The organism is Nonomuraea sp. N2-4H (assembly GCF_045291505.1).
GTDB classification, from domain to species: Bacteria; Actinomycetota; Actinomycetes; order Streptosporangiales; family Streptosporangiaceae; genus Nonomuraea; species Nonomuraea fastidiosa.
Genome location: NZ_CP147987.1, coordinates 3,495,776 through 3,521,874 on the forward strand (window position 1 = coordinate 3,495,776; position 26,099 = coordinate 3,521,874).

Below are 26,099 nucleotides of genomic sequence, written 5' to 3' on the forward strand. Positions count from 1 at the left end.
GCCCCGGCCGCCCTATCCCCCGCCAGGCTCTGCCATGCCGCCGGGCCACGCCGCACCGCCAGGCGCCACCGCACCGTGGGGCCCTGCCGCGCCACCGGGGACAGCCACACCGCCGAGCCCCGCGGCACCGCCGGGCCACGCCGCGCCACCGAGGACCGCCACACCACCGGGTCCCGCAGCGCCAGGGGGTCCTGCGGCACCGCCGGTCCCGGCCGCGGCACCGGCTCCCGTGGTCATCGACGTGGGCGGCGACGCCAAGGTCAAGTCGGTGATCGGCGGCTCGGTCGCGGGCGCGATCGGGCTCCTCGCCGTCTTCTCGGCGCTGACGGGGCAGACCACGGGCGGCTCGGGTACGGCGGTCGCCATCGGGATCGTGGGGGCGATCTTCCTGCTCATCGGCCTGCTGCCGGTCTTCACCTGGAAGAAGCTCGCCCGGCCGCGCCGGCTCGTCTTCGACGCGGCCGGTGTGCGCTGGGACGATCCGCAGGGGCGGCCGTGGGCGGCGGCGTGGCAGGAGCTGGCGGGCGTCGGCATCTCCCGTACGCAGCAGCGCCGCGTCAAACTGGCCGATTACCTGTTCCGCAAGACGATGGTCCGGCTCGACCTGTTCCCGGCCGACCCCGGCTTCCGGCAGCGGCATCCGGAGATGGAGCACCTGTGGGAGTTCCACACCGTCAAGAACGGCTACCGGCTGCCGCTCGGCTCGAACCCCAAGTACATCCCGATCATCGAGCAGGCGATGCGCCAGTACCGGCCGGCCGCGTACTGGGGCATCAAGGACGAGGGCTTCATGGTCGGCCTGGTCTGAGCGTGCTGTAATGGCATTGTGCATCTGAACCCTTACGGCGAGGACGCTGTGAAGCTGGCCGCGTCCCTCGCCAACCAGCGGCCCTCGACCCCCGCCGAGCTCGCTGACCGCTGCCGTGCGTTCGGGCTCGCGCTGGAGTCGCCGGTCACGGCGCAGGACGTAGAGCGGGTGCACGCCGTACTCGACGCATGGGAGCAGGTTGTGGACACCCCCGACGAGCAGCGGAGAGCCGAGCTGGTCAACCGCATGCTGGCCGCATCCGCAGCCCACCCGCGCCTGACCGACCACGCGGGCAGCGGCTGGCACCTGCACTACCGCGACGACGACCAACCGCCCGGCGCCGTACTGGCCGCTCTGATCTCTGTCGGCACGGCGCTGCACCTGGTGGGGCGGGGCATGCACCGGCTCAGGCGCTGCGCCGTCATCGAGTGCGCCACGATCTTCGCCGACACCTCGCGTACCGGACGACAGCGCTACTGCTCACAGCGCTGCGCCAACCGCGACGCAGTCCGCCGCCACCGCGCGGCCCGCGCGGCAAGCTGACCCTCATCACACGTCGAGGATGATCCTTCAGCCTGGGCGCTACACACTGACGCAAGTGGGACACCGCCACCGCGCGCCCCGCGCGGCAGGGCATCCGAAGCCGAGAACAACCCCGGAACCTGCGCACTCACGCCGGCGCAAACCACGAGGCCGACCGCCCAGGCCAGTCGTCAGCCGCATAGCGTCACACGCTCCCAAGGCCACCGAGGCTCGCTGCCGTGCCCCCGCGAACAGCGCTGCCGTGCCTCCCAGCGCTGCCGTGCCTCCCGGCGCTGTCGCGCCTCCCGCCAACAGCGCTGCCGTGCCTCCCGCGCGAACAGCAAGGGGACAGCCTCGGGTACTCGCGCCGGCGCAGGCGAGGCCCCGGCACCGCACGGCCCGCGCGGCGGGCTGTTCCTCATCAGACGTTAAGGATGGTCTTCTAGCCTGAGCGCTCGTGCTGATGCAGGAGGACGTGGAGGCGGCGGTGCCCAAGGCGCGGCCCCGGCGGGTGTGGCGCAGGCGGCTGACGGTCGGCCTGGCGGTGCTGTTCGCGGCCGGTACGGCGGTGCGGCTCGGCGGGCTGGAGACCGGCGTCTTCCTGGTGCCGATGGCCGCGTTCACGCCGTACTTCGCGGTGATGGCGCTGGTCGTGCTGGGCGTCGCGGTCGTGCTCAGGAGCCGGGCCGCAACGGCGATCATGGTGGTGGTCTGCGCCTGCCTCGCCTGGTGCGTGGTGCCGCGCGCGTTCGGCGACGGCGCCGCCCCGGCGGGCGGGCGCGCGTTGCGGGTGCTGACCGCCAACCTCAACGGCGGGCGGGGCGACGCGGCCGTCCTCGTGGATCTCGTACGCCGACTTCAGGTGGACGTCCTCAGCATCCAGGAACTCACCTGGTCGGCCATGGTCCGGCTCAACGCGGCCGGCCTCAATCACCTGCTGCCGTACCACATCAGCGTGCCCGACGTACGTGGTCCCGAGGGCAGCGGCATCTACTCCCGCCACCCGCTGCGCGAACGCAAGGGGCTGTTCCAGCCGGTGGGGCACCACATGCCGGTCGCTGAGGTCTCGCTCCCCGGCGGCTCGCCTGTCGAAGTGGTCGTGGTGCACCCGGTGGCGCCCGTACCACGTACGGTCCCCGAATGGCACGCCGGGGTGGCCTCCCTGCCGCCCGCCCCCACGTCCGGACCTCCCCGGATCCTGGCAGGCGACTTCAACGCGACCCTCGACCACGCCGTCTTCCGCGACCTCCTCGCCACCGGCTACACCGACGCCGCCGACTCCACCGGCAACGGCCTCATCCCGACCTGGCCACACGGCCGATCGCTGCCGCCGCTGGTCGCCATCGACCACGTACTGACCGACTCGCGCGCCGGAGCGGCGGCCACGCAGATCTTCGACATCCCCGGCTCCGACCACCGCGCCCTCTTCGCCGACCTCCGCGTACGCGCCTGACCCCGCCCCCGACCACACCGCCACCCGGCACCGCTCCATGTCCGCGCCCCGGCCCCCACCCGTGGCCTTGCCCACGCCCGCGTCCATAGCCGGGCGCATACCCGTGCACCCCCACTCCCCCGCACGCACCCGACACCCCGCACCTGCGTCCGTGGGCGTTCGCGGAGAGGCGAAATCAGCACGCCCTCACATAGGGCAAAAGCCGCACATTCCCTTCCTTCACCACAAATTCCTTCGCCCTACTAATAGTGCAATGTCGGCTTTTGTTGCCGCCTGACGTAAATAAAAGACCGCCTCGTCAATTTGTTTGAGCAGGATCGGGAATCTAGGGTCTACGTGTCGGCCGGCGCCTTTGTACCAAGCCGGGGGTGGGCGGGAATTGCCGGTTCTTTTTCGCAGAATGCGCGCGCGGGCGATTGCCGCCTGCGTGGTGCTCGGGTGGGTCGTCCTCACGCTGGCGGCCGTTCTCACGAGCGGCCCGCTGGAGGACGTCCGCGTCACCAGCGGCACGTCTATGCTCGCCAGGGGCGTCGAGTCGGCGCGCGTGCTCGACCTGGTGGCCGAGCAGTCCGGGCGTACGGTGCCCACGCTGGTCGTCTACGAGCGCCCGGGCCCGCTGCGGCCCGACGATCTCGTTGCCGTGCGGCGCGACCTACGAGAGTTCGCCCGCGTGCCCAACGTGGTGGGCACCTCGGCGGCGCCGCTGCCCAGCGTCGACAGGCGTGCGCTGCAGGTGACGGTGCTACTGTCGGGCAAGCCAGGCGTGATGATCTCCCCGCTGGTCGAGGAGGTGCGCCGCATCGCGGCCGAGGCCAACCCGCCGGGGCTGGTCAGCCATGTCGCGGGCGCGGCCGGGGTTGCGGCCGACTACTCCGACGCGTTCCTGCAAGTGGACGGCACGCTGCTGGCGCTGAGCGTGACCGTGGTGCTGCTGGTCCTGCTGGCCGTCTATCGCAGTCCGGTGCTGTGGCTGATCCCCATGCTGTCCGTGCTGGTCGCCTATCTGTGCTCGGCGGCGGCGATCTACGCGCTGGGCCGGTCGGGGCTGATCACTCTGCGGGCGGCCACGCCTGAGGTGTTCACGGTGCTGGTGTTCGGGGTGGCCACTGACTACGCGCTGCTGCTGGTCGCCCGCTTCCGCGAGCGGCTGCGCGTCACGGTCGGCGAGACAGCGGCGCTGAAGGAGGCGATGGCGAGCGGCGTCCGTACGGTCGTCGCCTCGGCGCTGACGGTGGCGGGCGGTATCGGCTGCTTGGTGGCGGCCGACACCAACGCCCTGCGCTCGATCGGCGCGGCCGCCGCCATCGGGGTGCTCATCACGATGGCGGTGATGGTCACTCTGCTGCCCGCCCTCATGCTGCTCGGCGGCCGTCGCGCCTTCTGGCCGTCCACTCCCCGCCCAGGCTTCGACTCGTCAGACGTAGCCGATATCGGCGCGCCGGTAGGTATCGCGCGAGGTTTCGGGCTCACGCGTTTCCGCAGGCAGGGCGCGGACGTGGATCCTTACCGGGCTTGGCCGGGCACAGGCATGGAAGCTGACCAGGCCCGGCCGGGCGCAGGCACCGAGCCCGACCAGGGGCGGCCTGGTGCAGGTGCGGGGCCTGGGCGGATCTGGGCGCGGGTGGCGGAGTTCGTGGGGCGGCGGGCTCCCGTGGTGTGGGTGGGATCGCTGGTCCTGCTTGCGGTGATGTGTCTGGGGTTGACCACGCTGGACGCCTCCGGCATCCCACCGTCGGCGATGTTCACCACCCGTACGGGCTCGGTGGATGGCTACGAGGCGCTGCGGCGGCACTATCCGGCCAGCGCGCCCGTCGTGGTGCTGGCCAAGCAAGGTTCGACCGCCGCCGTGGCGCGGGCCGTACGCGGGGCCGAGGGAGTGGTGTCCGTACGCAGGGGGCCCGCCGCGCCCTGGCGGGTCTACGACGTGGTGCTGGCCGCCGAGCCGAACACGCCGCACGCCGAGCGTCTGGTGGAGAACCTGCGGGCGGCCGTACGCGTGGCGGCCGGCGACGCGGCGCTGGTCGGCGGGGTCACCGGCGAGCTGCTCGACGCCAAGAACGCCGCGCTCTCCGACGCCCGCCTCGTCGTGCCGCTGATCCTGCTGGTCGTCGGATTGATCCTGGTCGTCCTGCTGCGCTCGCTGGTGGCGCCGCTGCTGCTGATGGGCACGGTGGTGCTGTCGTTCGCGGCCACGCTGGGGGTGTGCTCGGCACTGTTCACGCAGGTGCTGGACTATCCCGTGATGGACGTGTCATTCGCCCTGTACGCGTTCGTGTTCCTGGTCGCGTTCGGCGTCGACTACAACATCTTCCTGATGGCCCGGGTGCGGGAGGAGACCGTGCGCCTCGGCACCCGCCAGGCGACCCTGCACGCGCTGCGCGCGACCGGCGGGGTGATCACGGCGGCCGGGGTGGTGCTGGCGGCGGCCTTCTCCGTGCTGACCGTGCTGCCGCTGGTGCCGGTGGTCCAGCTCGGGCTGCTGGTGGCGGTCGGGGTCGTGATCGACACCGTGATCGTCCGCTCGTTCCTGGTGCCGGCGCTGACCTGTCACCTGGGCCCGCGCATCTGGTGGCCGGCCCGCGAACGCCACCGCCCGGCTGCACCCCGCCCGGCCCGTGAGCCCGCTTACGCCGTCTCCGCGAGGTGATCCAGCCTGGTCCACTCTCGTTCTCACCTGCGCCTTCACGCTGCGGCCGCCCAGTGGCCCGCCGGGGTTCACGCGCTGTCTCATAAGCCCCTCATACGGGCATGCCCGCCCAGTGACGCGTCAGCGTCTCGCGGGCATACCCGACCGTTGACCCGCCGGCGTCTCACGGGCGCATTTGTCCGGTGACCCGCCATGCGCTGTCTACTGAGTCCCTCACGGGCGGGCGCCCCTGCCCGGTGACCCGTCAGTGACCCCGTGCCTTCTCATGAGTCCCTCGCGGGCATGCCTGCCTGGTGATCTGCCACGGGTTCACACCTGCCCCCGCGGCAAAGGTCCTCCCGCCCGGTGCCTGCCACTACCGTCTGCGCCCGGCGGCGCCACGATCCCCTCGGCTCGTCTTCGCGGGGTGACCCTCGCGGGCTCTCTACGGGCCAGGGAGCCGACCTGAGCGCGCGTGGACGGTGTTCCGGGGAGCGACGCGCGGGGCGCGGCCGATGTGCGCAAGGACATCCCTTCGCTCCATCGCCGGGCACTGGTCCCATGCCGTGCGCTGTCGTTCCGGCGCCGGGCACTCCTCCAATGCAGCGCGCTGTCGTTCCGGCGCCGCGCACTGTTCCAATGCAGCGCATTCTCGTTCCAGCGCCGTGAACGCCGCTGCCCTCGACACCGCGCCTGGCACCGGCACGTGCGGCCGGACCCGACATGGCGGTCATTGAGGCGTTCCCGATCAGCCGCGGCCGGAGCGGGTGCGATGGGCGTCGGAACAGGTGCGATGGGCGTCGGAGCGGGTGCGATGGGCGTCGGAGCGGGTGCGATGGGCGTCGGAGCGGGTGCGATGGGCGCGGACTCGGCGCGGCGGCGGGTTACCCCAAGACGGCTGGTCTTTTCAGGCGCTCTCGCGGGATCCCGCGTTTGTCTGACTACTGCAGAGCATCGAAGCCGGGCGCCTTTACATTGTAGATTTCTCGGCGGGAACGCCTGACGAACAGCCTGCTTGCGCCCTGGGCTCCCACCCACGAGCAGCCGAGACTGCGCTCGACAGTTCGCGGATCGCCCTGGTCGCGGACCGGTGCCGAGCGATTCGGCTCGACGCCACCGAGGAGGTGGCGCGCTAGCGGCGGCCGTACTTCTTATGCACCGCCTGCTTGCTCACCCCGATCGCGTCGGCGATCTGCGACCAGGCCAGCCCCGCCACCCTGGCGCGCCGCACCTGGACCGCCTCCAGCCGCTCGATCTCGCGCCGCAGCGCGCTCGTGGCGTGCAGCGCCAGCAGCGGATCGTCGTCCTGTGCCTGCCTCATGAGGTCCGCCAGGTCGTTCGTCATGCACTAAAGGTAATCCAGCAGCAGTGCGTTGATCTCATCGGGACGTTCGAGCGCCGGCAGGTGCCCGGCCCACTCCAGCTCAAGCAGCCGCGCCTGGGGAAGCTCGGCGGCGAGATGGCGGGCGCTCTCGCGGAAGTACGGCAGATCGTGCCCGCCCGACACCACCAGCGCGGGCACGTCGATCTCGGCCGGGGTGATCTCGTTCTCGACCTGCTCGGGCTCGGGGTTGGCGGCGAGCTGCACCTCGAACGCGTGCCGCTGCATCGCCACCAGCCTGTCCCGCGCCGCCTGGCCCGCGTCGGGACCGAGGAGCGTGCGGGCGTTCAGCTCGGCCGCGCCCTGCACGTCACGCTGCTTCAGCAGGCGTCCTTCCTCGTCCCAGTACGCCCGCAGGTCGGGTGTCGGCTCCAGCGTGCCCAGCGGGTTGAGCAGGACCAGCCGCCCCGCCAGCCCGGCGGCCGCCAGTTCCAGGGCGACCCGGCCGCCGCCCGACGACCCGACCAGCGCCGCCCTGCTGACGCCGAGCGCGGCCAGCACCTTGGCGACGTCGCCCGCGTCGCTGTACGGCTCCCCGGCCTCGTACGGGCTGCGGCCGTAGCCGCGGAAGTCCACTTTGATCACCCGGAAGCGGTCCGCCAGCGCCTCCCACTGGGCGTCCCACATGCCGGAGTCGGCCGCGGTCGCGTGCAGCAGCACCACCGGCTCGCCCGCGCCGCGCTCGTCGTACCAGATCGTCATCGTGACTCCACCGCCATCCGCACGCCGAGGCCGATCAGCACCACGCCGGAGATCTGTTCGAGCCGCCGCTTGACGGCCGGGCGGCCCAGCCAGTCCTTCGCCAGGGCGACGGCCCAGATGAGCAGCGCGTACCAGAGCACGTCCACCAGCACCCACACGACGGCCAGCGTGGCGAGGGTGAACGGCACGTCCTGCCCGGCCGGGACGAACTGCGGCAGGAACGACATCGCGAACACGGCCGCCTTCGGGTTCGCCAGGCACGTGCCGAGGCCCGCCAGGTAGGCCCCGCGATGGCTCGTCACCGCCTCCCCTTCGGCGGCGGTGACGGGGGCCGGCTTCCTCGCCTGCCACAGCGCCTGCGCGCCCATGACCACCAGCACGACCGCGCCCGTCACGCGCATCACGTCGTAGGCCAGCTGCGAGGCCACGACCAGGGCGGACAGCCCGAACGCCGCCGCCAGGCCCCACAGCAGGATCCCGGTCTCGTTGCCCAGCGTGGCGGCCAGGCCGGAGCCGCGGCCGGCGCGCAGGGTCTGGCGCATGATGATGGCCGTGCTCACCCCAGGCGCCATGGCCACCAGGACGCACGCGCCCACGAAAGCGAGAAGGTACATGCCGGGGATGCTGGCAGATGGCGGGCGCGGGTGTCGCCTGATTTTCCGCCCGGCCCGGCGGCCACGCCGCGCAGGCGGCGGTCAGCAGTACAGCTTGGCCAGGCCGGCGGCCGCCTCGGCCATCATCGCGCGCAGCTCCGGCGGCTCGAGAACCTCGACGTCGGTGCCCATGCGCAGCAGCAGCCAGCGGGCGTGCGTGAGCGACTCGATGGGCAAGGTGAGCGTGACCCAGCCTTCGGGGTCGGGCTCGCCGGCGGCGGCCAGCGCGGCGGCGACCACGTCCGCGCCCATCGTGTACGCCAGCAGGTCGCCCCGCCCGGGAGCGAGCCTGATGACCGCTTCGGCGGTGTACATCCGCTCGCGGAACTCCTTGGCGTACTTGGCCCAGAACGTCGCCAGCTCGAAGTCCTCCGGCCGGGTGAAGCGTCCGGGCAGCGTCTCCAGGGTGAGGATGCGCGCGACCCGGTAGGTACGCGGCGAGCCGCCGGGAGGCGCGGCCACGAGGTACCAGGAGCCGCCCTTGAGCACCAGCCCGTACGGGTGGATCACCCGGTCGACCACCTCCCGGCCCCACCGCCGGTAGGTCATGTGCAGCGGCCGCTGGTCCCACACGGCCTCGGCCACCTCGGTCAGGTGCGGCACGTCGTCGGCGGAGCGGTACCAGCTGGGCACGTCCAGCAGGAACCGCTCCCGCATGCGGGCGGCCTGGGAGCGCGGCTCGGGCGGCAGCGCGGCCAGGAGCTTCAGCTCGGCGTTGGCGGCGACCTCGGCCAGGCCCAGCTCGGCGGCGGGTCCCGGCAGTCCGGCCAAAAAGAGTGAGGACGCCTCCTCGGCGGTCAGGCCGTTCAGCCTGGTGCGGTAGCCGTCGAGCAGCCGGTAGCCGCCGGCGGGTCCGCGGTCGGCGTAGACCGGCACGCCGGCCGCCGACAGGGCCTCGATGTCGCGGTAGACGGTGCGTACGGACACCTCCAGCTCGGCCGCGATCTCGGGCGCGGTCATACGGCCCCGCGTCTGCAGGAGCAGAAGCAGAGAAAGGAGGCGGCTGGCGCGCATGCCGGCCATTCTATTTCCGGCAGGTCACGCCCGATCTGGGCAAAGCGGCGCGCCTCCCGGGGCGTCCGGGGCAAGCCGCGACCAGCCGGAACGCAAGCGCCGCACGGCAGGGCGCTCAGCCGGGGCGCGTCGGCCTGGCGGTGGACCCGGCGTCGTCCTGCAGCCGGGCGCTGACACGCGACGGGACCGGCCAGGCCGGACGGACCGGGGTCAGGCGAACTGCTGCCACCCGAGCCTGATCACCATCGCCACGACCACGCACAACAGCACGATCCGTACGAACGCCGCCCCCCGCTTGAGCGCCATCCGCGCCCCGACCTGCGCCCCCGCGATGTTGCAGACCGCCATCAGGAGGCCGAGCAGCCACTGCACGTGCCCCTCCACCGCGAACACGGCCAGCGCGCCGACGTTCGTGCCGATGTTGATGATCTTCGCGGAGGCGGACGCGGAGACGAAGTCGAGCCCGAGGATCGTGGTGAAGGCGATGATGAGGAACGTTCCGGTGCCGGGCCCCATGATCCCGTCGTAGAAGGCGATGCCGATCCCGGCCGTGGCCACCGCCGCCACCACCCGGGCCCTGGTGCGCAGCCGCGGCTCGGGCAGCGCCCCCATGCTCGGCCGCAGCGTCACGAACGCGGCCACCGCGAGCAGCACCACCATGACGGCGGGCCGCAGCACGTCGGCGGAGATGGACGCGGCCGCCCACGCGCCGAGTCCGGCGCTCACCACGGCCATGGCCGCGCCCGGGATCGCGACCTCGCGGTCGAGCTTGCTGGAGCGCGCGTACGCGACGGCGGCGGAGGTGGTGCCGAAGACCGACGACAGCTTGTTGGTGGCCATCGCCTCGACCGTCGGCATGCCGGTCATCAGGATGGCGGGGAGCTGCAGCAGCCCGCCGCCTCCCACGACGGCGTCGACCCATCCGGCTGCGGCCGCCGCGGTCAGCAACACCAGGACCTGCTCCAGCGGCACGCGCGATTCCCCCGATTCCCCCAAGAAACGCCAAGAGTGTACAAGCCAGGCTTGAGGCGCTTCGCCACCGCCTCCCCCGGCACTCCTGACGGCCCCCGTCGTGAGGGAGAACGCGGAGCGGGACCCGCGGATGGGTCCCGCTCCGGCGCGTTCAGAGGGTGAGGCAGCCGACGAGCGGCACTTCCGGCGGTATGACGACGGCCCCCACGGGGTCGGCCACGGTGCCGGTGGCGCAGTTGGCCATCACGATCGGGTCGGCCTTCTGCAGGGACTCCAGAACGTTGATCTTGGCGGGGTCGACCACGGCGTGCGCGGCGGGCGCCGCCAGCACGAGGCCGCCCGCTAGCGCGGCGGCCGCGGCGACGGCGACGCTACGGGGGGATGGACGCATGGATACCTCCACGGTGTAGCGGATCACGGAGCGCGATGCCGGGTGCGACGCCCGTTACTGCTGTGACGCCGCGGGCGGCACGCACCTGCTGTGATAACCCACCGCGATGTCACTCACCGTAACTTTCCGTTACTCTCAGCTAACCCCCCGTCCCTTCGGCCAGGATCAGTGACCGGCTCGCGCGGTGACGCGTACGCCGGTCGCGACGACGGCCAGGCAGATCAGCGCCGCGCAGGCCACCGCCGCCAGCATCACCGGGTACGACAGCCACGCCGACAATCCGGCCAGCAGGGCAGGAAGCAGAAATCCCGCATACGCGAGCATGTAGTAGATCCCCGTGAGGCCGGCCAGGTCGTCCGCGCCCGCCATGCGCTGGATTTCCAGCAGCCCGGACACGACCGCGATCCCGTACCCGGCGCCGAGCACGGCGGCGGCAGCGGCGGCCAGCCACGGCGACAGCACCACCGCGCCCGCCGCGCACAGCACCGCCCCCGCGAGCATCACGCCCATGGCCGCCACCGGCGCCCGCCCGCCGCGCAGCCTCTTGGCCACCGGCTGGACGGCCACCCCCATGCCGAGCATCAGCACGGTCAGGCCGGTGGCGTACACCAGGCCCCACTCCCCCACGCGGGTGTCCACGAGCTGCGGCATGACCGCGTACGCGAGCCCGGCCGCCCCGAACACCCACGGCGCCATCGGCAGGACCACCAGCCGGAACCGCCGCCGCGCCGGTGCGGGTATGCGCAGGTCGTCGAGCAGCGAGGCCAGCACTCCCCGCCCCTCCGGGTGAGGGCCGGGCGCGCGGGTCTCGGGCACGCGCAGCAGCGGCACGGGGACGGCCGCGGTGAGCAGCAGGTGCACGACGTACGGGCTGACCATGGGCCACGGACCCCACTGGGCGAGCGCGCCCGCCACGGCGGCACCCAGCGCGAACCCCGCCGTCTGGCAGAGCGAGGCGCGCCGGGCGGGCAGCGCGCCGTCCTCGCCGGACGACAGCTCCTTCACCCAGCTGCTGCCCACCGCCATCGCGATGCCGACCGCGACGCCGGTGACCAGACGGCCCGCGTAGATCGCCCAGGGGCTCTGGCCGCCGAAGCACAGCACGAGGCTCGCCAGCGCGGACGCGACGGTGCCCGCCACGAGGACGGGACGCCGGCCGCGCCGGTCGGAGACGGGGCCGGCCAGGAGCAGGCCGGGGACGAGGCCGACGACGTACGCGCCGAGGAAGGCGTCCACGTCGAGCATCGAGTAGCCGCCGAGGCGGCGGTACATGAGCAGCAGCGGCGTGAACTGGTTGCCGCCCCACCCGCAGAGGAACATCGCCACCGCGACGACCCTCCAGGACGACCTGCGGGGTGCGGGCGGTTTCACCGCGGTGGCCTGCCGTGTTTCGAGCATGACGATAGGGACTTTCGGCGTCGGTCGTGTACGAACGGGAGCGTTGCGGACGTGCCTGCCGGGGCGGGGCCCGGGACCTGCCGAGGAACCCCCATGCGGCCTGGAGGTCAAGGGGCAGGCCGGGGTCAGTGCAGGTTGCCGTGGGTGGCCGTCAGATGGGCGTGGAGCGCTTCTCCGAAGGCCGTGGTCTCGCCGGCCCGCAGGTGATCGAGGAGCGTCTCGTGCTCACCCGTGAGCAGTGGCAGTCGTTCGGGACGCAGCCGCAGCGCCGAGATGCTCATGCGGCGCTGGCGGTCGCCGAGGGTGGCGTAGAAGCGGGCGGCCAGGCGGTTGCCCGACGCCTCGACGATGGACCGGTGGAACGCCTCGTCCGCCTCCGCGTACTTTCCGACGTCACCCGCCGCCGCCAGCTCCCGCTGCCGGGCCAGCAGGTCGCGCATCCGCTGGTCGTGCTCATCGGGCAGGCCGGTGCGCGCGATGCGCTCGGCCGCGGAACGCTCCAGCGCGAGCCGCAGCTCCAGCACGTCGGCCGCCTCTCCCGGCGGCACCGGCACGACGACCGCGCCGCGCTTGGGGTGCAGCGCCAGCAGCTCCTCCGACTCAAGGCGCAGGAACGCCTCGCGCACGGGGGTCCTGCTGACCTGTACGCGCTCGGCGATCTCGCCCTCGCTGATGAGGGTGCCGCCGGGCAGCTCGCCGGAGAGGATGAGCTCCTTTGTGACGGCGTACGCGGTCTGAGCAGCGGACGGACGCTTGGCGGTCTCGGACATGCCTTCAGGATACCAGGCATGAATACATGCTTGTATCTATGCTGTGTCCGCGGAGTTACATGCGGCGGGGTACCCGAAGGCGCGGGGGTTGCCATTGCGGCCATGACCTGGCCGCAATTCCTGCGAGAGTGTGTCCGTAGCGCCACCCGTCCCGCCCCTCGAAGGATGCTCATGGTCGTTCTCAGCACGCGGGCGCTCAACCGCGCCACGCTGGCCCGGCAGTCGCTGCTCGAACGGGCCGCCGTCCCCGCACTGGACGCGGTCGCGCACCTGTGCGGGTTGCAGGCGCAGGAGCCGCAGGAGCCGTTCGTGGGGTTGTGGTCGCGGTTGTCGGCGTTCGACCCCGCGGAGCTGTCGGGGCTGCTCACCGGGCGGCAGGTCGTACGGATGCCTCTCATGCGCAGGACCGTGCACCTCGTGACCGCCGACGACGCGCTCGCCTGGCGGGCCCGCCATGACGCGATGCTGCGGCAGAAGGTGCTCGCCGTGTACCGGCGGGAGCTGGACGGCATCGACCTGGAGGAGCTGCAGGCGGCGACCGTGGCGATCATGGCGGACGGCGTACCCCGGTCGATGGGCGAGGTGGGCAGGACGCTGGCGGAGCACCGGCCGGAGGCGGACGCCCGGGCGTTAGGCGAGCTGGCCATGGCCGCGCTCGTCCCGGCGGTGCAGCTGCCGCCGCGCGGTGTGTGGCGGACGAAGGCGGGGGTGCGCTACGCCACGCTGGAGTCCTGGCTCGGCCGCAAGATCGAACCGCTGCCCGCCGACGGCTCCGACCCCGCGGGCCGGGAGCTCGTACGCCGCTATCTCGCCGCCTACGGCCCCGCCGCCACCGCGGACCTGCGGGCCTGGGCCGGTCTGGCGGGGTTGCCCGCAGCCGTGGCGGCCGTACGGGACGAGCTGGTCACGTTCAAGGACGAGCGCGGCCGGGTGCTGCTCGACCTGCCGGACGCGCCGCGCCCCGACCCTGACACGCCCGCCCCCGTACGTTTCCTGCCGGCCTTCGACAACGCGATCCTCGGCTACCACGACCGCACCCGCATCATCGACGACGAGCACCGGAACCTGTCGGTGGCGGGGGCCCGCGTCGTCCTGGTGGACGGCCGGGTGTCGGCCACCTGGACCGTCGAACGCGGTCCTTCCGGCGCGGTCGTCATCGCCCCGCTGCGCGATCTCACGCGTGCCGAGCGGGCCGAGCTGGCCGAGGAGGGGCAGGCGCTGGCGGCGTTCCTGTCGGACGGCGAGACCGACGAGGCGCGCATCGCGTGAGCACGTCATCTGTCGCGTCCGGCACCCGGCATCCGTCCGTGTTCACACGGACGGCCTGAGGGCCATCGCCACCACGCGCTGAACGCCCGGTTCTCCCGTTTCGCCCCACCCCGCTACGATCTCGGATGGACATGAGAGGACCGGGGCGGAAGGCGCGGGTGATGGGATGACGTCCCTGCACGTCTTCGACATGGACGGCACGCTGCTCACCGGCTCCTCGGCCAGCCTGCAGATCGCCCGGCGGCTCGGCACGTACGACGAACTCGTGGAGCTGGAGGCCAGGTTCGCGGCCGGCGAGATCGACACGCGGGGCTTCGCCGCCGCCATCCACGAGCTGTGGCGCGAGCTGACGGAGGCGGCCGTGGCGGAGGCGTTCGCGGCCAGCCCGTGGCTGAACGGCATCGAGCAGGTCTGCCGCGACATCCGCGAGCGCGGCGAGCACTCCGCGGTCATCACCATGTCGCCGGACTTCTTCGCCCGGCACCTGCTCGACCTGGGCTTCGACGAGGTGGTGGCGTCGCGGTTCCCGGCGCCGCCGTTCGCCGAGCCGCTCGATCCCGCCAACATCCTCACCCCGTCCGACAAGGTCGGGATCGCCGAGCGGCTGCGGCGGCGGTACGGGCTGACGTACGAGCGGTGCGTCGCGTACGGGGACTCGATGTCGGACGCGCCGCTGTTCCGGCGGCTGACCAACACGGTCGCCGTCAACGCCGACCACCACCTCGCCGATCTGGCCGCCCTCAGCTATCGGGGCGGCGACCTGACGGAGGCGTACGCGCTGGGCCGATCCCTGCTCGACTGACCCCTTGACCGGCCGCGCCAGGGTCCCCGTTGGACTGAGCCCTTGACCGACCGCACTGGGCGCGGCCCCCTGCCCGCCTGAGCCCTTGACAGCCTGCGCCGCCCGGACAGAAGCTCATTTCAGAACATAGTTCTAGAATGAGGGAGTGGCCATGGGCGAGCTGGACGGACGGGTCGCGATCGTGACCGGAGCCAGCAGGGGCATCGGCGCCGCGATCGCCGAGGCGTTCGGCGCGGCGGGCGCGCGGATCGCGGCCACCGCCAGGACGCTGGAGGAGGGCACCAACCGGCTGCCGGGCACGCTGCGCGACACCGTCGGCCGCATCCGCGACGCGGGCGGCACGGCGGAGGCGTTCGCCGCCGACCTGTCGGTCCCCGACGACAGGGCCCGCCTGGTGTCGCAGGTCCTCGACCGCTTCGGCCGGGTGGACATCCTGGTCAACAACGCCGCCGTCACCTACTTCACACCGGTCGCGGACTTCAGCCCGCGCCGCATGGCCCTCATGTTCGAAGTCCAGGTGAACGCGCCGACGCACCTCGCCCAGCTCGTCATCCCCGGCATGCGGGAACGCGGCCAGGGCTGGATACTCAACATCTCATCGGTGGCCGCCCGGCACCCGTCCATCCCACCGGACCGGCTCGCCGGCCTGGGCGCCACCGTGTACGGCATGTGCAAGGCTGCGCTGGAACGCCTCACCACGGGCCTCGCCGCCGAGCTGTACGCCGACAACATCGCCGTCAACTCCCTCGCCCCCACCCAGGTCGTCCCCACCCCCGGCACCCTCTTCCACGGCCTGACCACCGAGAACGACCCGAACGCCGAACCCCCGGAGGTGATGGCCGCCGCCGCACTCGCGCTCTGCCGGGAACCGGCCAGCAAGGTGACCGGCCTGATCGCGTACTCGCAGGACCCGCTGCCCTGAGGTGGACGCTGCGGAGGATGCACCTGATCACGCCGTAGGCATGTGACGGATGGCGGAAGAACCGGCACCATTGCCACGGCTACGCTCCGCCGGCGTCCGCCTTCGGCCGGCCGCTTTTCGCTTGACGATCGAGCGCATGCAGCGGATCCTCTGCTAGCTGCTTGAACGTATTCAACACGCCAGGCTTCAGCGGCTTGTCCCGGCTTGCGCTAAGAACCTCGTCGGCGGCCAGACTCGCCCCTCGCGCGGTCTCCTCCGTGACGAACTCAGCGAGCTTCTTATGCAGATGAATCTGGGTATGACCATCCTTGATGATCTCCAAAAGGAGATGCCCCAGCTCCTCTTCCACACTCCATGCCTGCTTCGGCTCAGGCCGGTTGAGCCGAGCGACGTCCACCGACAGCCGGTCGAGCCTCTGCTCCACCGCGGCTCTCATCGTGTCCATCCGCTCAGCGATTTCATCCGAGATGCGCTGAGTCCCCTTGAGCGCTTCCTCGGCCATCCGTACGGCTTCCTCGGCTCGCCTTCTTCCCCCGAACAGCCTGCATGTCCACTTCTGGGGTTCGTCTGAACTTCCTGCGTACGCGCTCATGCATCCCTCGCCCGGATGTATGCATGGTCCGACACCAGGAAGGTATGTATCGGGAGATCCATCGACCAGGCACACTTCAGTGACGGTAAGGGATCTTCCACTGACTTCCCGGTGAAATTTCCGCAGCTCACCGCGTACGGCGAGACAACGCATCCCGGCGCCCTTGCGGATCGGCGCCGATCATGCACCCCGCTTCCGCACACACCGCCGCAGACGAGGTGGACACGGCTGGAGCACTATGCCGGGCGTACGAAGTGGACCCGTTCCAGATGCGGGTCGTCAGCCGGCCACGTTGGCGGTGAGCTTCTCCCTGATCAGGTCGACACCGCCTCGGCCCGCAAGATCGACGCGCTGGAACAGGTGGGTTCGGCCGCGTTCCCGCTGCACGATGATGTGTGCTCGTCGTCGTACCAGTCGATGAATGCGCGAAGGCCCTTGCCGCCGATCCGGCGCACGATCTTGCCCGTCGACGTCTCGACGATCCAGATCGCGCACCTGAGGTCGTCGTCACAGACCATGGTGGCGAACAGCCGCCCGGACGGCGAGAACACGTGCGACGCCGACGTCTCGTCCGGCACGCCGACTCCGGTGTAGTACCTGCGCGGTTTTCCCCGCAGGTCGTAGACGGCGAGGCGGCTCTTGGGCGAGGAGGCGTCCGCGTCGTCGTGCCGGGCGAGCACCCGGTCGGATCCTCCGGCGAAGAAGAACCGGTAGTTACGCCCGGCCTCCCAGCCGCCGGAGACTATGTGGCGGGGCCCTGCCTTGACCAGCCGGGGAACGCGATCGGCCACGTTCAGGGTGATGAAGCCGATGACGGTCAGGCTGCCGCCACCGATGTTCCTGTACGCGGTCAGCAGGAGCGTACGGCCATCCGGCGACCACTCGGGCGACGTCGCCGGCGCGGGCAGGGAAATGGTGTGCTTCCTGCCGCTGTGCCGATCGATCAGGTCGATCTTTTTCTTCGCCTTCCACAACTCGTAGCCCGGGATCCCGGCCACCCACCGCCGCCCGGGCGCCACCACCGCCTCGCGGTACGGCGTCTTGACGAACTTCTTCCCTTCGCGCAGGTAACCGTAGAGCCCTTGGCCGGCGTCGAAGACCAGCGAGTACGAGGCCAGGCGCAACGGGCCCCTGTCGTTGACCTTGCCTGACGTACCGGCCGGCTTGACCCACGGCTCCGACTCCGTGGCCGGCGCGCTCAGGGTGGGCGTGCCCGGCTCCTTCGCATTCACCGGCTGAATGCCGGCCATGATCAGCGCCACACCCACGAACGCGGCGACGAGCACTCGGACGGACATGAAGGCCCTCCCTCGCTATGCCCTATGTGACCGACATTCGCGGGGTTTGGTTCGCACCACGAAAACGTGACCATGTCGTCTCGCGAGACGATCACCTAACGCCGAGCGAAAAGAGCACCCAACGGACCGGAACCGGAAGGCGGGCCCGGCGCAGGATCGGTGTCGTTCTGGATGCCGGGGTGCTGGTAATCCGCGCTGGTCACCGGGGTGGGTGTGTTCTGCGATGCCTGTCAGGTGTACGCGTGCCGGCCGGTTCCGTGACTCGGCGTCCCGTTGTGAGGACCACGATGCCACCTGCGACGGCCAGGGTGATCAGAGCGATCCCGAAAGCGGTCGTGCCGCTCGCCAGGCCGATGGCGTCGCTGAGGTAGCCGGTGGCGACGGGGAGAGTGCCGGCCGGAAGGTAGCCGCCGACGTTGAACGCCGCGTTGGCCTCGGCCAGCCGGTCGGGCGGGACGCTGGCGTTCAGCAGGGACAGTCCACCGAGCTGGCCCAGGCCCTGGCCGGCTCCGGCCAGCAACGCGGCGGCGAGCAGCGCCGGGACGTTCGAGGTGTGCACGGCGGCGATCAGGGCGGCCATGCTCGCGGCGATGGCGGCGGCTCCCGCTACGAGCATGGCGCGGCGGCCGAGACGCTGCACGAGGAACTGGACCCCGGTCGCGGCGAGGAACATCGCGCAGGCTATGGCTCCGGCAACGACGCGGCTGGTGGTGTCCAGCAGGCCGGACAGCAGCGAGGGGCCGAGCGACAGAACGAACGAGGTGGCGGTGATGCCAGGGGCGAACACGGCGAGGCCGAGGGCCAGCCGCAGGCCGTTGCCTTGAGGCACGCGCGGCAGGCGCACCCAGGAGCCCCGCGCGGGTTCGGCCCGCCGCTCCTCCGGCCTACCGGCCTCGGCGGACTCCGAGACCTCCCCCGCCGTCTGACGAACCGCGGCGGGGCGGTGCAGGGGCATGCGGGCGACGGCGAGGACGGCGGTCGCCAGCAGGGCCGCCTCGACGGCGAAGACGGTGACGGTCGGTGCGGGCAGCGTCTCCGACAGGACGCCGGCGAGCAGCGGGCCGAGGCCTGCGCCGAAGACCATGGCGCAGGAGGCGAGCAGCGCGCCGAGCCGCGCGCGGGCCGTCCCTGCGACGTCGCTGACCGCCGCCATGCCGGCCGAGACCACGGCGCCGACGGCGATGCCGGTGAACAGCCGGGCCGCGATCAGCGCGGCCACGCTCTGCGCCGTCGCGAAGATCGCGCAGGCGGCGAGCGCGAGGCCGAGCGCGGGCAGCAGTACGCGCTTGCGGCCCAGCCGGTCGGCGGCCACACCGGAGACGAGCAGCGAGCCGAGCAGGCCGACGATGTAGAACGCGAAGACCACGGTGAGCGTGCCCTTGGAGAAGCCGATGTCCCGCTGCCATAGCGCGTAGAGCGGTGTCGCGACGTTCGACAGCACGAAGACGGCCGTGACCGGCCAGGCGGCCAGCCATACCCACCAGGTGGGAGCGGGTCTCGGGCCGGTGCCGGTTCGGCGGCGCGCGGGATCGGTCTGGGTTTCGGACACGACTCTCTCCTGTACGAGTTTTGTCGAACTTGTACGAATGGAGTCGAACAATAGCATGCAGTACGATTCGAGTCGTACTGAGGAACTCGTGGGAGGAGCCGACCCTGGCCGCCATCGTGAAGCTGCCGGAACCTGCCGGTCTGCCCGAGCCGCTGCCCGAGCCCGCAGTCGACGACCTGCGCCTTGAGACGGTGCTGAGCGCGCTGAGCGATCCGCTGCGGCTGCGCATCGTGAACAAGCTCTTGCTGGAGCGGGAGAGCTTCGACCACACGTGCGGCTGGTTCGGCATCGACCGGCCGAAGTCCTCGCTCACCCATCACTTCAAGGCCCTGCGCGAGGCCGGCATCATCAGGCAGCGTCAGTACGGCCTTGAGCGCCGCAGCCACGTCCGTGTGGACGATTTGAACGCGCGCTTCCCCGGCCTGCTCGACCTCGTCGCGTCCTGGACCGAGCCCGAGCCCGCCCCCAAGCCACGTCAGACGTCCTGATCCGCCCAGGTGCGATTTCGGCGCAACTCAGTTCGACGGTGATCCGGCTTCGGGCGGAGTGGCGATGCCGGCGCGGTCCCTCTTTGACGCAGGTGTGGCGCGGTGGCGCCGCTCCCCTGTCCGCGCGGCGGCGGGCGTCCGCACGGCCGTGATCATCTCTCGAGGCCTGGGAACGCGCCCGTCACCTGCAGTACCGTAACGTGCGGCCGGTTTGCGCCGCGGGGCTCGATCGCCTTCGCTGCGCAGCCTCTCCGGCCTCCGAGCCGGCGGCGCCCACCCGGCCTGAGCTTGGTCCGCGGGGCCAGGCGGGCGCCGCCCTTCCGGGGCCGGCCGCCGGTCCACCTGAATGCCCCGGACAGGACGGCTCAAGCGCGGGCATCCTCCGGTGCGAGCCCGATGCCGGCCAGCACGGAGGCGACCACGTCGGCCACCGGCCGGCCGTCGGTGCCGATCCGCAGGTCCCCCGCATCGGCCCGATCGAGAGCGTCCGCCTCCGTCGCCGCGCGGGCAGCGGCTTCGCGCAGGGCGGGCTCGTCCAGCCCTTTCAGCTCGTCGCCGGGGATCGTCGGTCCCTCGCCCCGGCCGCGGGCCGTGACGCGTTCGAGCAGCGTGGCCGGGGAGGCGTGCAGCCGGCACACGGTGGGGGTCACGTCGGAGAGCCGGCGGGTGTAGTCGCGGACGGTCTCGTCGGTGTCCGCCTCGCCGCAGACGATCAGGTACGTGGCTCCGGCCGCGCGGTAGCCCGCCCACAGCGCCGCGAGGTTGCGTGCCTTGAGGTCCCGCGGGTCGCCGGAGGCGGGTCGCAGCGTGGCGATCTGCTTCAGGTCGACGTACGCCGCCCGCGCGCCGGTCTCCACGATGTGCCGGAACACCTCGTACGCGACCGTGGACTTGCCCACCGCCGTCGCTCCCGTGAACCAGAGCAGCGGCACCGGCTCGCCGTCCGCCATCGGGCCGGGCTCAGAACGTCCCGGCCGCACAACAGGGGCGACCCGTCGCGGCCGGCCCGCGCGTTCCATGATCAGGCGGGCCGTCTCCCGCACCGTCAGCCCGCCCGTGTCCACGGACAGGTCCGCGTACGCCGAACGCTCCTGGGCCTCGGCCTCGGCGACCGCCTGCTCCACCAGGTCCGGCATCCAGCCCCGCCCGAGGAAGCGCCGCCGCAGCTCCTCCCCCGAGACCCGCAACCTGCACACGGTGAAGTCGGCGTCGGGCAGCCGTGAAGTGTACTCCCGCACCTCCTCCGGGGTGTCCACGAAGCCGGCGAGCACCAGGCACTCCACGCCTTCCTCCCGGAACCCCTCCCACAGGGCGGCCAGGTTGCGGGCGCGGAGCCGGTGGGTGTTCTCCTCCGGCGCGGGGTAGATGAGGCCGATCTGGTCGGCGTCCACGAACGCCGCCTTGACGCCCTCCCGGCCGAGCCGCGCGCAGATCTCGAACGCGGCCGACGACTTCCCGACGCCCGACGGGCCCGACAACCACAGCAACGGCAGACGATCAGTGTTCATCCGCGCGATGCTAACCGGCGGTCCATGACGGGCACGAACCCTTTTCCACGAGCGTGAACCGCGTGCGGACGGGCGCGCGTACCTCCGATCGGAGCCGCCTGAACGGAGGAACACCACCATGACGCTCACACCGCAACCGCCACCACTCGCCCGTGCACGCAAGCGGGTCACGGGCCTGCTGGCCGTCTCGGCGGGTGCGATCGTGCTGGGCGCGTGCCTGGCGTCCTGTGGGAACCCGCAGCCCCAAGCGGCCGGCGCAGCGGCAGCCCGACCGCAGCCGCAGCACCAGATGCAGCATCAGGGGCACGCATCCATGACAGGCGGCGGCACGCAGCCACAGCCCTCCCCCGCCGCCGAGCTGCCCAGGGTGAGCATGAAGAAGCTCAAGGCCACCGCCGGCTGCCCGAAGGCGCGCCTGCAGATCGACGCCGACGAGCTCAAGCAGGCGGCCTGCCAGACCGAGCGCGGCCGGTACACGATCGTCACGTTCACCACCGACGAGGGCAAGCGCGCCTGGCTCGATCACGCCCAGCCGTACGGCGGGACGTACCTGGTCGGCGACCGGTGGACGGTCGTGTCCACGCCCGAGCTGCTCGAAGGGCTGCGCGAGCAGGTCGGCGGCCGGATCGAGACCGGGGCCCAGCACCACTGAGGTGTCTCAGCGAAGGTGCTCGACGACGCCGGCGGCACCGCGGTCTCAACGGAGTCCCCGTAGGGATCGAACCGGCGTGAACGTCCGCCGTTCAGCGCCGGACGCGAGCAGCACCAGCAGGGCGGCGCCGAGCAGCCACAGCTCCCCGAGCTCCCACCCGGCCAAGACCGCCTCGAACCAGTCGGCGGTGAACAGCGGGAGCGAGCCGGAGCAGACGTCCTCACCCCGGTAGTCGGCCGAGAGCGGCCGGATGACGGCGAGCAGCGTCAGCGCCCATGCGGCGCGCGGTGCAGCCGTCGGCGAGCACCTGCGTACGAGGGCGAACAGCACGATGAGCACGGGAACGGCCCACGTCGTCGCGACCTCGGCGAGCGTGGCGAGGTCGTCGCGCACCAGCAGGAACGGCGAGCGGTCGATCGCGCCAGGGTCGCAGCGCACCGAGCCCTCGGCGAAGCCGCCCGCGTCCCCCGCGTAGTACTCCTCGTATATGCGTTCCGGCGGCGCGGGCCACTCGAACCTGGTCCTCCAGGCGTCCCACGTGGGGTAGGCAGCGGCGGCCGGCGCCGCCGCCCAGGCTAACGGGGCAGAGGATGACATGTCGGGAACTCCTTCGCTTCCGGCGCACCCTACAGGTGATCTCGGGCTGGTACGCGGCCGTGTGTAACGCTCAGCCAACAACCGCGCATCGCCCAGTGGACGTCGCCGGTAACGGCGCGGTTCGATGGGGATCATGATGCGCACAAGGTCGTCCATGGCCGTCGCCATAGCCGTCATGTTCGCCGCCCTCACCGCGTGTTCCTCGGGTTCTTCCCCCGCCCCCGCCGCCCCCATCGGAGGCCAGGCGGCCGGCGGCTCCGGCTCGGCGGCGTCGCCCCCCACGGACACGGCGGCTTCCACGGACACGGCGGCTTCCACGGACACGGCGGCGCCCGCGCCTTCGCTGACCGGACCGTGCGCTGACGGAACGTGCGAGATCAAGGTCACCGCAGGGGACGCCGTCGTCGTGCCGGAACGCTACGGCCTCGGGCCGATCGAGGTGAAGGCGATCCGCCGCGACTCGGTCGAGATGGTCGCGCCGGTGACGGGGATGGGTTTCAGCATCTCGAACTGTGACGGCGGCGGCACCGTGGTCTCGGGGGAGGCGGCGGCGTCCGCATGGACTGCGCCAAGGGCATCACCGCGACCATCAACGACGCCATGAGCCTCCAGGTCCTCAGGATCACCGGCGACACGGCCATCGTCCGCATCGAACCCACCGGGGACGCGAAGAGCGGGTGAACGTCAGGGGCGCTCGGCCTCCTGGCGGCGTACGCCGGGGTGACGACGGTCGCGGCGAGCACCGCAGCGGGGGCCACCTGAAGCTCGCGACGTGTATCTGACGTTTCCGGCCCAGGTCGGGTCAGGGTCGCCGCCATCGCGTTGCGAATGCGCGGGCGGGGTTCTCGGTGAAGATGGCGGATGCGAGGCCGGATCCCAGCTCCCGTCCGATGCGCGGGCGCAGGCCGCTGAGCAGGAACGGCATGCCCGGACCGTCGGCGCTCGACCGGGCGGCCGGGGTGACCGTGTCGGCGCCGAGCAGGAGCTGGTGGGCGTGGCCGGCGTCGGCGAGGGCCGCGAGGCGGTCCAGCAGGCGCCAGTCGGTGCCGTGGTGTGCGCGGGACGGACCGTCGAACGCCAGGAAGGCTCCGGCCGCCGCGGCCTGCCGGTGGATCCCGGCGTCCGGGAAGCGGTTGCCCGCCGCAGCGCCTCCAACGCGAACACGACCGCGAACGAGGATCAGCCGCCGGCCCCGTGACGGCGGCGTCAGTGGCCGGGCAGGCGGCACACCGAGTGGGTCGCCGTCTTGAGTGCTCGGCGGTGCAGGGCGTCCAGGTGCTGCCTCGCCGCGCCCGTCGCGGTGGCGAGGGCGAGCTGGGCCGTGCAGGCGGCGGGCTTGGACCGTACGTGTCCGGTGCGCTTGAGCCGGCGCAGCAGGTCCGTGGTGAGCCGGTCGAGGCGGGCGCGGATCTGGGCGAGGTCGGGGCGGGTCGTGGGGGCCTGCTCCGGGTGAGCGGTCCAGCGCGCGAAGAGTCCCTTCTGTACGACCTTGCTCGCGGTGATCTGGTCGCGGAAGAACGTCACCGCCGCGTCCGGGTCCACCCCGGCCTCACCGGCCTGGCGGCGGACCTGGTCGAGGACCTGCTGCTCGCGTACGGGGTCCTCGATGGGCGAGCCGGTGCCGAACTTGGAGGCCGCCACGTCGTCGCTGACGAGCAGCCGTTCGATGACGAGGTCCGTCAGAGGGCCGAGCCTGCCCGGCGAGGCCGCGACCGCGCCCGCGGCGACCGGCGTCGCGGCGGCGGTGGCTCGCGGGACGGCCAACGCCGTCGCCGCGCCGCACAAGCCCGCGATCACCGCGTAGCGGGTCATCCTTGTCCGCAGATTCATGTGTTCACCTTTCTGCGCGTCCGTCTCGAGGGGCGCGGCGGCGCAGGCGCGGTGGGCGGACTCACGGGCGTCGCCGGGCTCCCAGGAGAACCCGCCAGCACCCCGCGTACGCCCGGGGTCGGCGACGGCACGGAACGCGTACGGATCTCGACATGCCGCCCGAAGGGGAACTGCGCACCGATGCCCGCGAGCATCTCGGCCATGCTGGTGGGGCCTGCCTGGGAGACGAGCGGCGTACCGAGGCCGTCGAGCCGGGACAGCGCCCGCTCCCCCGCCGCCGCGTCGTCGCCGCTCCAGGTCGGCGCGAGGACCATCAGGGGCTTGCCGTCCGGTCCCGCCAAGACGCCAGATTGCACGGTCAGCTCGTCCGGGCGCGCGGCCAGGACGTCGTCCAGCCCGGCCGGCACGCTCCCGGCCTGTTCCCACGGGAACAGCACCATGCCGGACAGCAGCACCGGCACGGCGTGCGGCCGGACGCGCATCGAGGTCACAACACCGAAGTTCCCGCCACCGCCGCGCAAAGCCCACAGCGGGTCCGGTTCGTGTTCGGCGTCGGCGGTGAGGGAGCCGCAGGCGAGCACCATGCCGGCGGAGAGCAGGTTGTCCAGGGCGAGCCCGAACCGGCCGCTGAGCGAACGTCCGGCCCAGTCGTGGCCGCCGCCGCGCACCGGCAGCGGCACGCCCGCCTCCCGCGCGGCCCGTACGGCCGCCTGGGCATCGGCCGGATCGGCGCGGCGGACGATCACTGCGGGGCGGGCTTGCGCGGCGCCGTTCCCGATGTGGCGGGCGGCCTCGTAGTCCGGGCCTGTGGTGGTCACGCGGCCCGCGCCGATGGTGCGCCGCAGGGTGCCGGTCAGCCGGTCGAGTGGTTCGTGTGCGGTCATGGGGCCTTCGTCGCGGGATGGAGTTCACCGTCCGCTGAGAGCATGGCGATCAACGGGTGGCGCGGGCGGCGTCCTCGATCACGCGCGTGACCGCGTCGGGACGGCTGACCATCACGGCGTGGGAGGCGTTGACCTCCTCGATGTGCGCGCCTGCCCGCTTGGACATGAAACGCTGCAGGTCGGGGGCGATCGCCTTGTCACGGCGGGTGATCAGGATCCAGGAGGGGATGGTGCGGTACGCCTCCTGCACGCTCGCGTCGGTGACCGCCTTGGTGCCGGCGGGCCGCTGAACCGCGGCGAGGTCGGCCGCGGTGGTCCTGTCGACGTCTCCGGCGAACGACTCACGGAAGTGCGCCGGGTCGATGGAGACCTCCGCACCGCCGGGGACCTCGGTGGTGACCAGCGGGATGGGCGGCGACGACTTGGCCGCCAGGTCCCCCACCGTCTCGCCCTTGGCGGGGATAAAGCCGGCGACGTACACGAGGGCCTTGACGTCGGGGTCGGAGACGGCGGAGTTAGTGATCACGGCGCCGCCGTACGAGTGGCCGACCAGGACCATCGGGCCGTCGATCGTGGCCAGGCAGCTGGAGACGTACGCGGTGTCGCTGGTGAGGCCGCGCAGCGGGTTGGCGATGGCGCGTACCGGATAACCGTCTTTGCGCAGGCGCTCCATCACCGCCGACCAGCTCGACGACTCCGCCCACGCCCCGTGCACGAGGACCACGGTCGGCTTCGCGTTCTCAGCCATCGCCGCGCCGGGCGTGGTGGCGCCGAGCAGGGCGGCCGTGCCGATGGCGAGCGCGGCGCGGCGCGGCGAAGGACATGGGTTCGCATGATGCGGCCTTTCGGGTCTTGTGCGCTTCGGGGTGAAGCGGCTGTGACGTCTCCACGCGGCAGGACGTCACCATTAAGAGGTAAAACGTTCGGTCTCATCCTGTCGGTATCCGTCCACTTCGTCAAGACCGAACGTTCTACCTCATGAGCAATTCGCGCAGTGGCGGGACGCGGCTCCCGGGTT

27 protein-coding genes are annotated in these 26,099 nt (G+C 71.9%); 11 read left to right on the plus strand and 16 right to left on the minus strand.

The features are described 5' to 3' along the window. The first annotated feature begins 229 nt into the window (after positions 1–229). The 4 genes from WBK31_RS16255 (at position 230) to WBK31_RS16270 (ending at position 5,430) form a co-directional block, all read left to right on the plus strand. Positions 230–808, plus strand: a complete 579-nt coding sequence (locus WBK31_RS16255) for a hypothetical protein (protein ID WP_406675143.1) — start codon at positions 230–232, stop codon at positions 806–808. A gap of 18 nt (positions 809–826) precedes the next feature. Further along, entirely contained in the window at positions 827–1,351 is a 525-nt protein-coding gene (locus tag WBK31_RS16260; protein ID WP_406675144.1) for a CGNR zinc finger domain-containing protein, read from the plus strand. A 442-nt stretch (positions 1,352–1,793) separates the two neighbouring features. Next, a complete protein-coding gene (locus tag WBK31_RS16265; protein WP_406675502.1) occupies positions 1,794–2,783 on the plus strand; it encodes an endonuclease/exonuclease/phosphatase family protein in 990 nt (329 codons plus the stop codon). Between the two features lie 427 nt (positions 2,784–3,210). Continuing rightward, positions 3,211–5,430 (plus strand): MMPL family transporter, encoded by a 2,220-nt coding sequence (locus WBK31_RS16270; protein WP_406675145.1) that lies wholly within the window; start codon positions 3,211–3,213, stop codon positions 5,428–5,430. Positions 5,431–6,541: 1,111 nt separating this feature from the next. Here the strand turns inward: WBK31_RS16270 and WBK31_RS16275 are convergent. The 8 genes from WBK31_RS16275 to WBK31_RS16310 all read right to left on the minus strand — a co-directional run bounded on the left by WBK31_RS16275 (position 6,542) and on the right by WBK31_RS16310 (position 12,690). After that, entirely contained in the window at positions 6,542–6,754 is a 213-nt protein-coding gene (locus WBK31_RS16275) for a hypothetical protein (RefSeq protein ID WP_364051644.1), read from the minus strand. 3 nt (positions 6,755–6,757) lie between these two features. Next, positions 6,758–7,492: an alpha/beta fold hydrolase gene (locus WBK31_RS16280; RefSeq protein ID WP_406675146.1), complete on the minus strand. Its 735-nt coding sequence runs from the start codon at positions 7,490–7,492 to the stop codon at positions 6,758–6,760. Next, entirely contained in the window at positions 7,489–8,106 is a 618-nt protein-coding gene (locus tag WBK31_RS16285; protein ID WP_406675147.1) for a LysE family translocator, read from the minus strand. The genes WBK31_RS16280 and WBK31_RS16285 overlap by 4 nt, the downstream gene beginning before the upstream one ends. Positions 8,107–8,187: 81 nt before the next feature. Continuing rightward, positions 8,188–9,159, minus strand: a complete 972-nt coding sequence (locus WBK31_RS16290) for a YafY family protein (protein ID WP_364051653.1) — start codon at positions 9,157–9,159, stop codon at positions 8,188–8,190. Between the two features lie 210 nt (positions 9,160–9,369). After that, positions 9,370–10,131 carry a TSUP family transporter gene (locus tag WBK31_RS16295; RefSeq protein ID WP_364051656.1) on the minus strand — a complete coding sequence of 254 codons (762 nt, stop codon included), beginning with the start codon at positions 10,129–10,131 and terminating at the stop codon, positions 9,370–9,372. Between the two features lie 151 nt (positions 10,132–10,282). Then, entirely contained in the window at positions 10,283–10,522 is a 240-nt protein-coding gene (locus WBK31_RS16300) for a hypothetical protein (RefSeq protein WP_364051659.1), read from the minus strand. A gap of 165 nt (positions 10,523–10,687) precedes the next feature. Continuing rightward, positions 10,688–11,920, minus strand: a complete 1,233-nt coding sequence (locus WBK31_RS16305) for an MFS transporter (protein WP_364051662.1) — start codon at positions 11,918–11,920, stop codon at positions 10,688–10,690. A 125-nt stretch (positions 11,921–12,045) separates the two neighbouring features. Continuing rightward, positions 12,046–12,690, minus strand: a complete 645-nt coding sequence (locus WBK31_RS16310) for a GntR family transcriptional regulator (protein WP_378788792.1) — start codon at positions 12,688–12,690, stop codon at positions 12,046–12,048. A 171-nt stretch (positions 12,691–12,861) separates the two neighbouring features. Here WBK31_RS16310 and WBK31_RS16315 point away from each other — a divergent pair, with 171 nt between their 5' ends. From WBK31_RS16315 to WBK31_RS16325, 3 genes are all read left to right on the plus strand, one after another. Beyond that, complete coding sequence (locus tag WBK31_RS16315; RefSeq protein ID WP_406675148.1) at positions 12,862–13,959, plus strand: winged helix DNA-binding domain-containing protein; 1,098 nt, start codon at positions 12,862–12,864, stop codon at positions 13,957–13,959. 166 nt (positions 13,960–14,125) lie between these two features. Continuing rightward, a complete protein-coding gene (locus WBK31_RS16320; protein WP_364051671.1) occupies positions 14,126–14,761 on the plus strand; it encodes an HAD-IB family phosphatase in 636 nt (211 codons plus the stop codon). Between the two features lie 151 nt (positions 14,762–14,912). Then, the gene (locus WBK31_RS16325; RefSeq protein ID WP_364051674.1) at positions 14,913–15,683 is read left to right on the plus strand and encodes an SDR family NAD(P)-dependent oxidoreductase; all 771 of its coding nucleotides are present in this window, start codon (positions 14,913–14,915) and stop codon (positions 15,681–15,683) included. A 79-nt stretch (positions 15,684–15,762) separates the two neighbouring features. Here WBK31_RS16325 and WBK31_RS16330 read toward each other — a convergent pair whose 3' ends face one another. The 3 genes from WBK31_RS16330 to WBK31_RS16340 all read right to left on the minus strand — a co-directional run bounded on the left by WBK31_RS16330 (position 15,763) and on the right by WBK31_RS16340 (position 19,122). Next, positions 15,763–16,185, minus strand: coding sequence for a hypothetical protein (locus WBK31_RS16330; protein ID WP_364051677.1), 423 nt, complete (start codon positions 16,183–16,185; stop codon positions 15,763–15,765). A 404-nt stretch (positions 16,186–16,589) separates the two neighbouring features. Next, positions 16,590–17,573 (minus strand): hypothetical protein, encoded by a 984-nt coding sequence (locus tag WBK31_RS16335; RefSeq protein WP_406675149.1) that lies wholly within the window; start codon positions 17,571–17,573, stop codon positions 16,590–16,592. 199 nt (positions 17,574–17,772) lie between these two features. Then, complete coding sequence (locus WBK31_RS16340; protein ID WP_406675150.1) at positions 17,773–19,122, minus strand: MFS transporter; 1,350 nt, start codon at positions 19,120–19,122, stop codon at positions 17,773–17,775. 116 nt (positions 19,123–19,238) lie between these two features. On the opposite strand from WBK31_RS16340, the gene WBK31_RS16345 reads away from it, so the two are divergent. After that, positions 19,239–19,610 (plus strand): ArsR family transcriptional regulator, encoded by a 372-nt coding sequence (locus WBK31_RS16345; RefSeq protein WP_364051686.1) that lies wholly within the window; start codon positions 19,239–19,241, stop codon positions 19,608–19,610. A 365-nt stretch (positions 19,611–19,975) separates the two neighbouring features. Here the strand turns inward: WBK31_RS16345 and WBK31_RS16350 are convergent, their stop codons facing one another. Then, positions 19,976–21,118 (minus strand): AAA family ATPase, encoded by a 1,143-nt coding sequence (locus WBK31_RS16350; protein WP_406675151.1) that lies wholly within the window; start codon positions 21,116–21,118, stop codon positions 19,976–19,978. Positions 21,119–21,431: 313 nt separating this feature from the next. Here WBK31_RS16350 and WBK31_RS16355 point away from each other — a divergent pair, with 313 nt between their 5' ends. Further along, a complete protein-coding gene (locus WBK31_RS16355) occupies positions 21,432–21,770 on the plus strand; it encodes a hypothetical protein (protein ID WP_364051692.1) in 339 nt (112 codons plus the stop codon). Positions 21,771–21,815: 45 nt separating this feature from the next. On the opposite strand, the gene WBK31_RS16360 is transcribed toward WBK31_RS16355, so the two are convergent. Continuing rightward, entirely contained in the window at positions 21,816–22,367 is a 552-nt protein-coding gene (locus WBK31_RS16360) for a hypothetical protein (RefSeq protein ID WP_406675152.1), read from the minus strand. A gap of 558 nt (positions 22,368–22,925) precedes the next feature. Here WBK31_RS16360 and WBK31_RS16365 point away from each other — a divergent pair. Further along, positions 22,926–23,048, plus strand: coding sequence for a hypothetical protein (locus WBK31_RS16365; RefSeq protein WP_406675153.1), 123 nt, complete (start codon positions 22,926–22,928; stop codon positions 23,046–23,048). A gap of 91 nt (positions 23,049–23,139) precedes the next feature. Next, the gene (locus WBK31_RS16370; protein WP_406675154.1) at positions 23,140–23,565 is read left to right on the plus strand and encodes a hypothetical protein; all 426 of its coding nucleotides are present in this window, start codon (positions 23,140–23,142) and stop codon (positions 23,563–23,565) included. Between the two features lie 8 nt (positions 23,566–23,573). Here WBK31_RS16370 and WBK31_RS16375 read toward each other — a convergent pair whose 3' ends face one another. The 3 genes from WBK31_RS16375 to WBK31_RS16385 are packed head-to-tail and all read right to left on the minus strand — an operon-like array spanning position 23,574 to position 25,829. After that, the gene (locus WBK31_RS16375; RefSeq protein ID WP_406675155.1) at positions 23,574–24,197 is read right to left on the minus strand and encodes a chorismate mutase; all 624 of its coding nucleotides are present in this window, start codon (positions 24,195–24,197) and stop codon (positions 23,574–23,576) included. Beyond that, positions 24,194–25,081, minus strand: a complete 888-nt coding sequence (locus tag WBK31_RS16380; RefSeq protein WP_406675156.1) for an FAD-binding protein — start codon at positions 25,079–25,081, stop codon at positions 24,194–24,196. The genes WBK31_RS16375 and WBK31_RS16380 overlap by 4 nt, the downstream gene beginning before the upstream one ends. Positions 25,082–25,130: 49 nt before the next feature. Beyond that, positions 25,131–25,829, minus strand: coding sequence for an alpha/beta fold hydrolase (locus WBK31_RS16385; RefSeq protein ID WP_406675157.1), 699 nt, complete (start codon positions 25,827–25,829; stop codon positions 25,131–25,133). Positions 25,830–26,099: the final 270 nt, after the last annotated feature.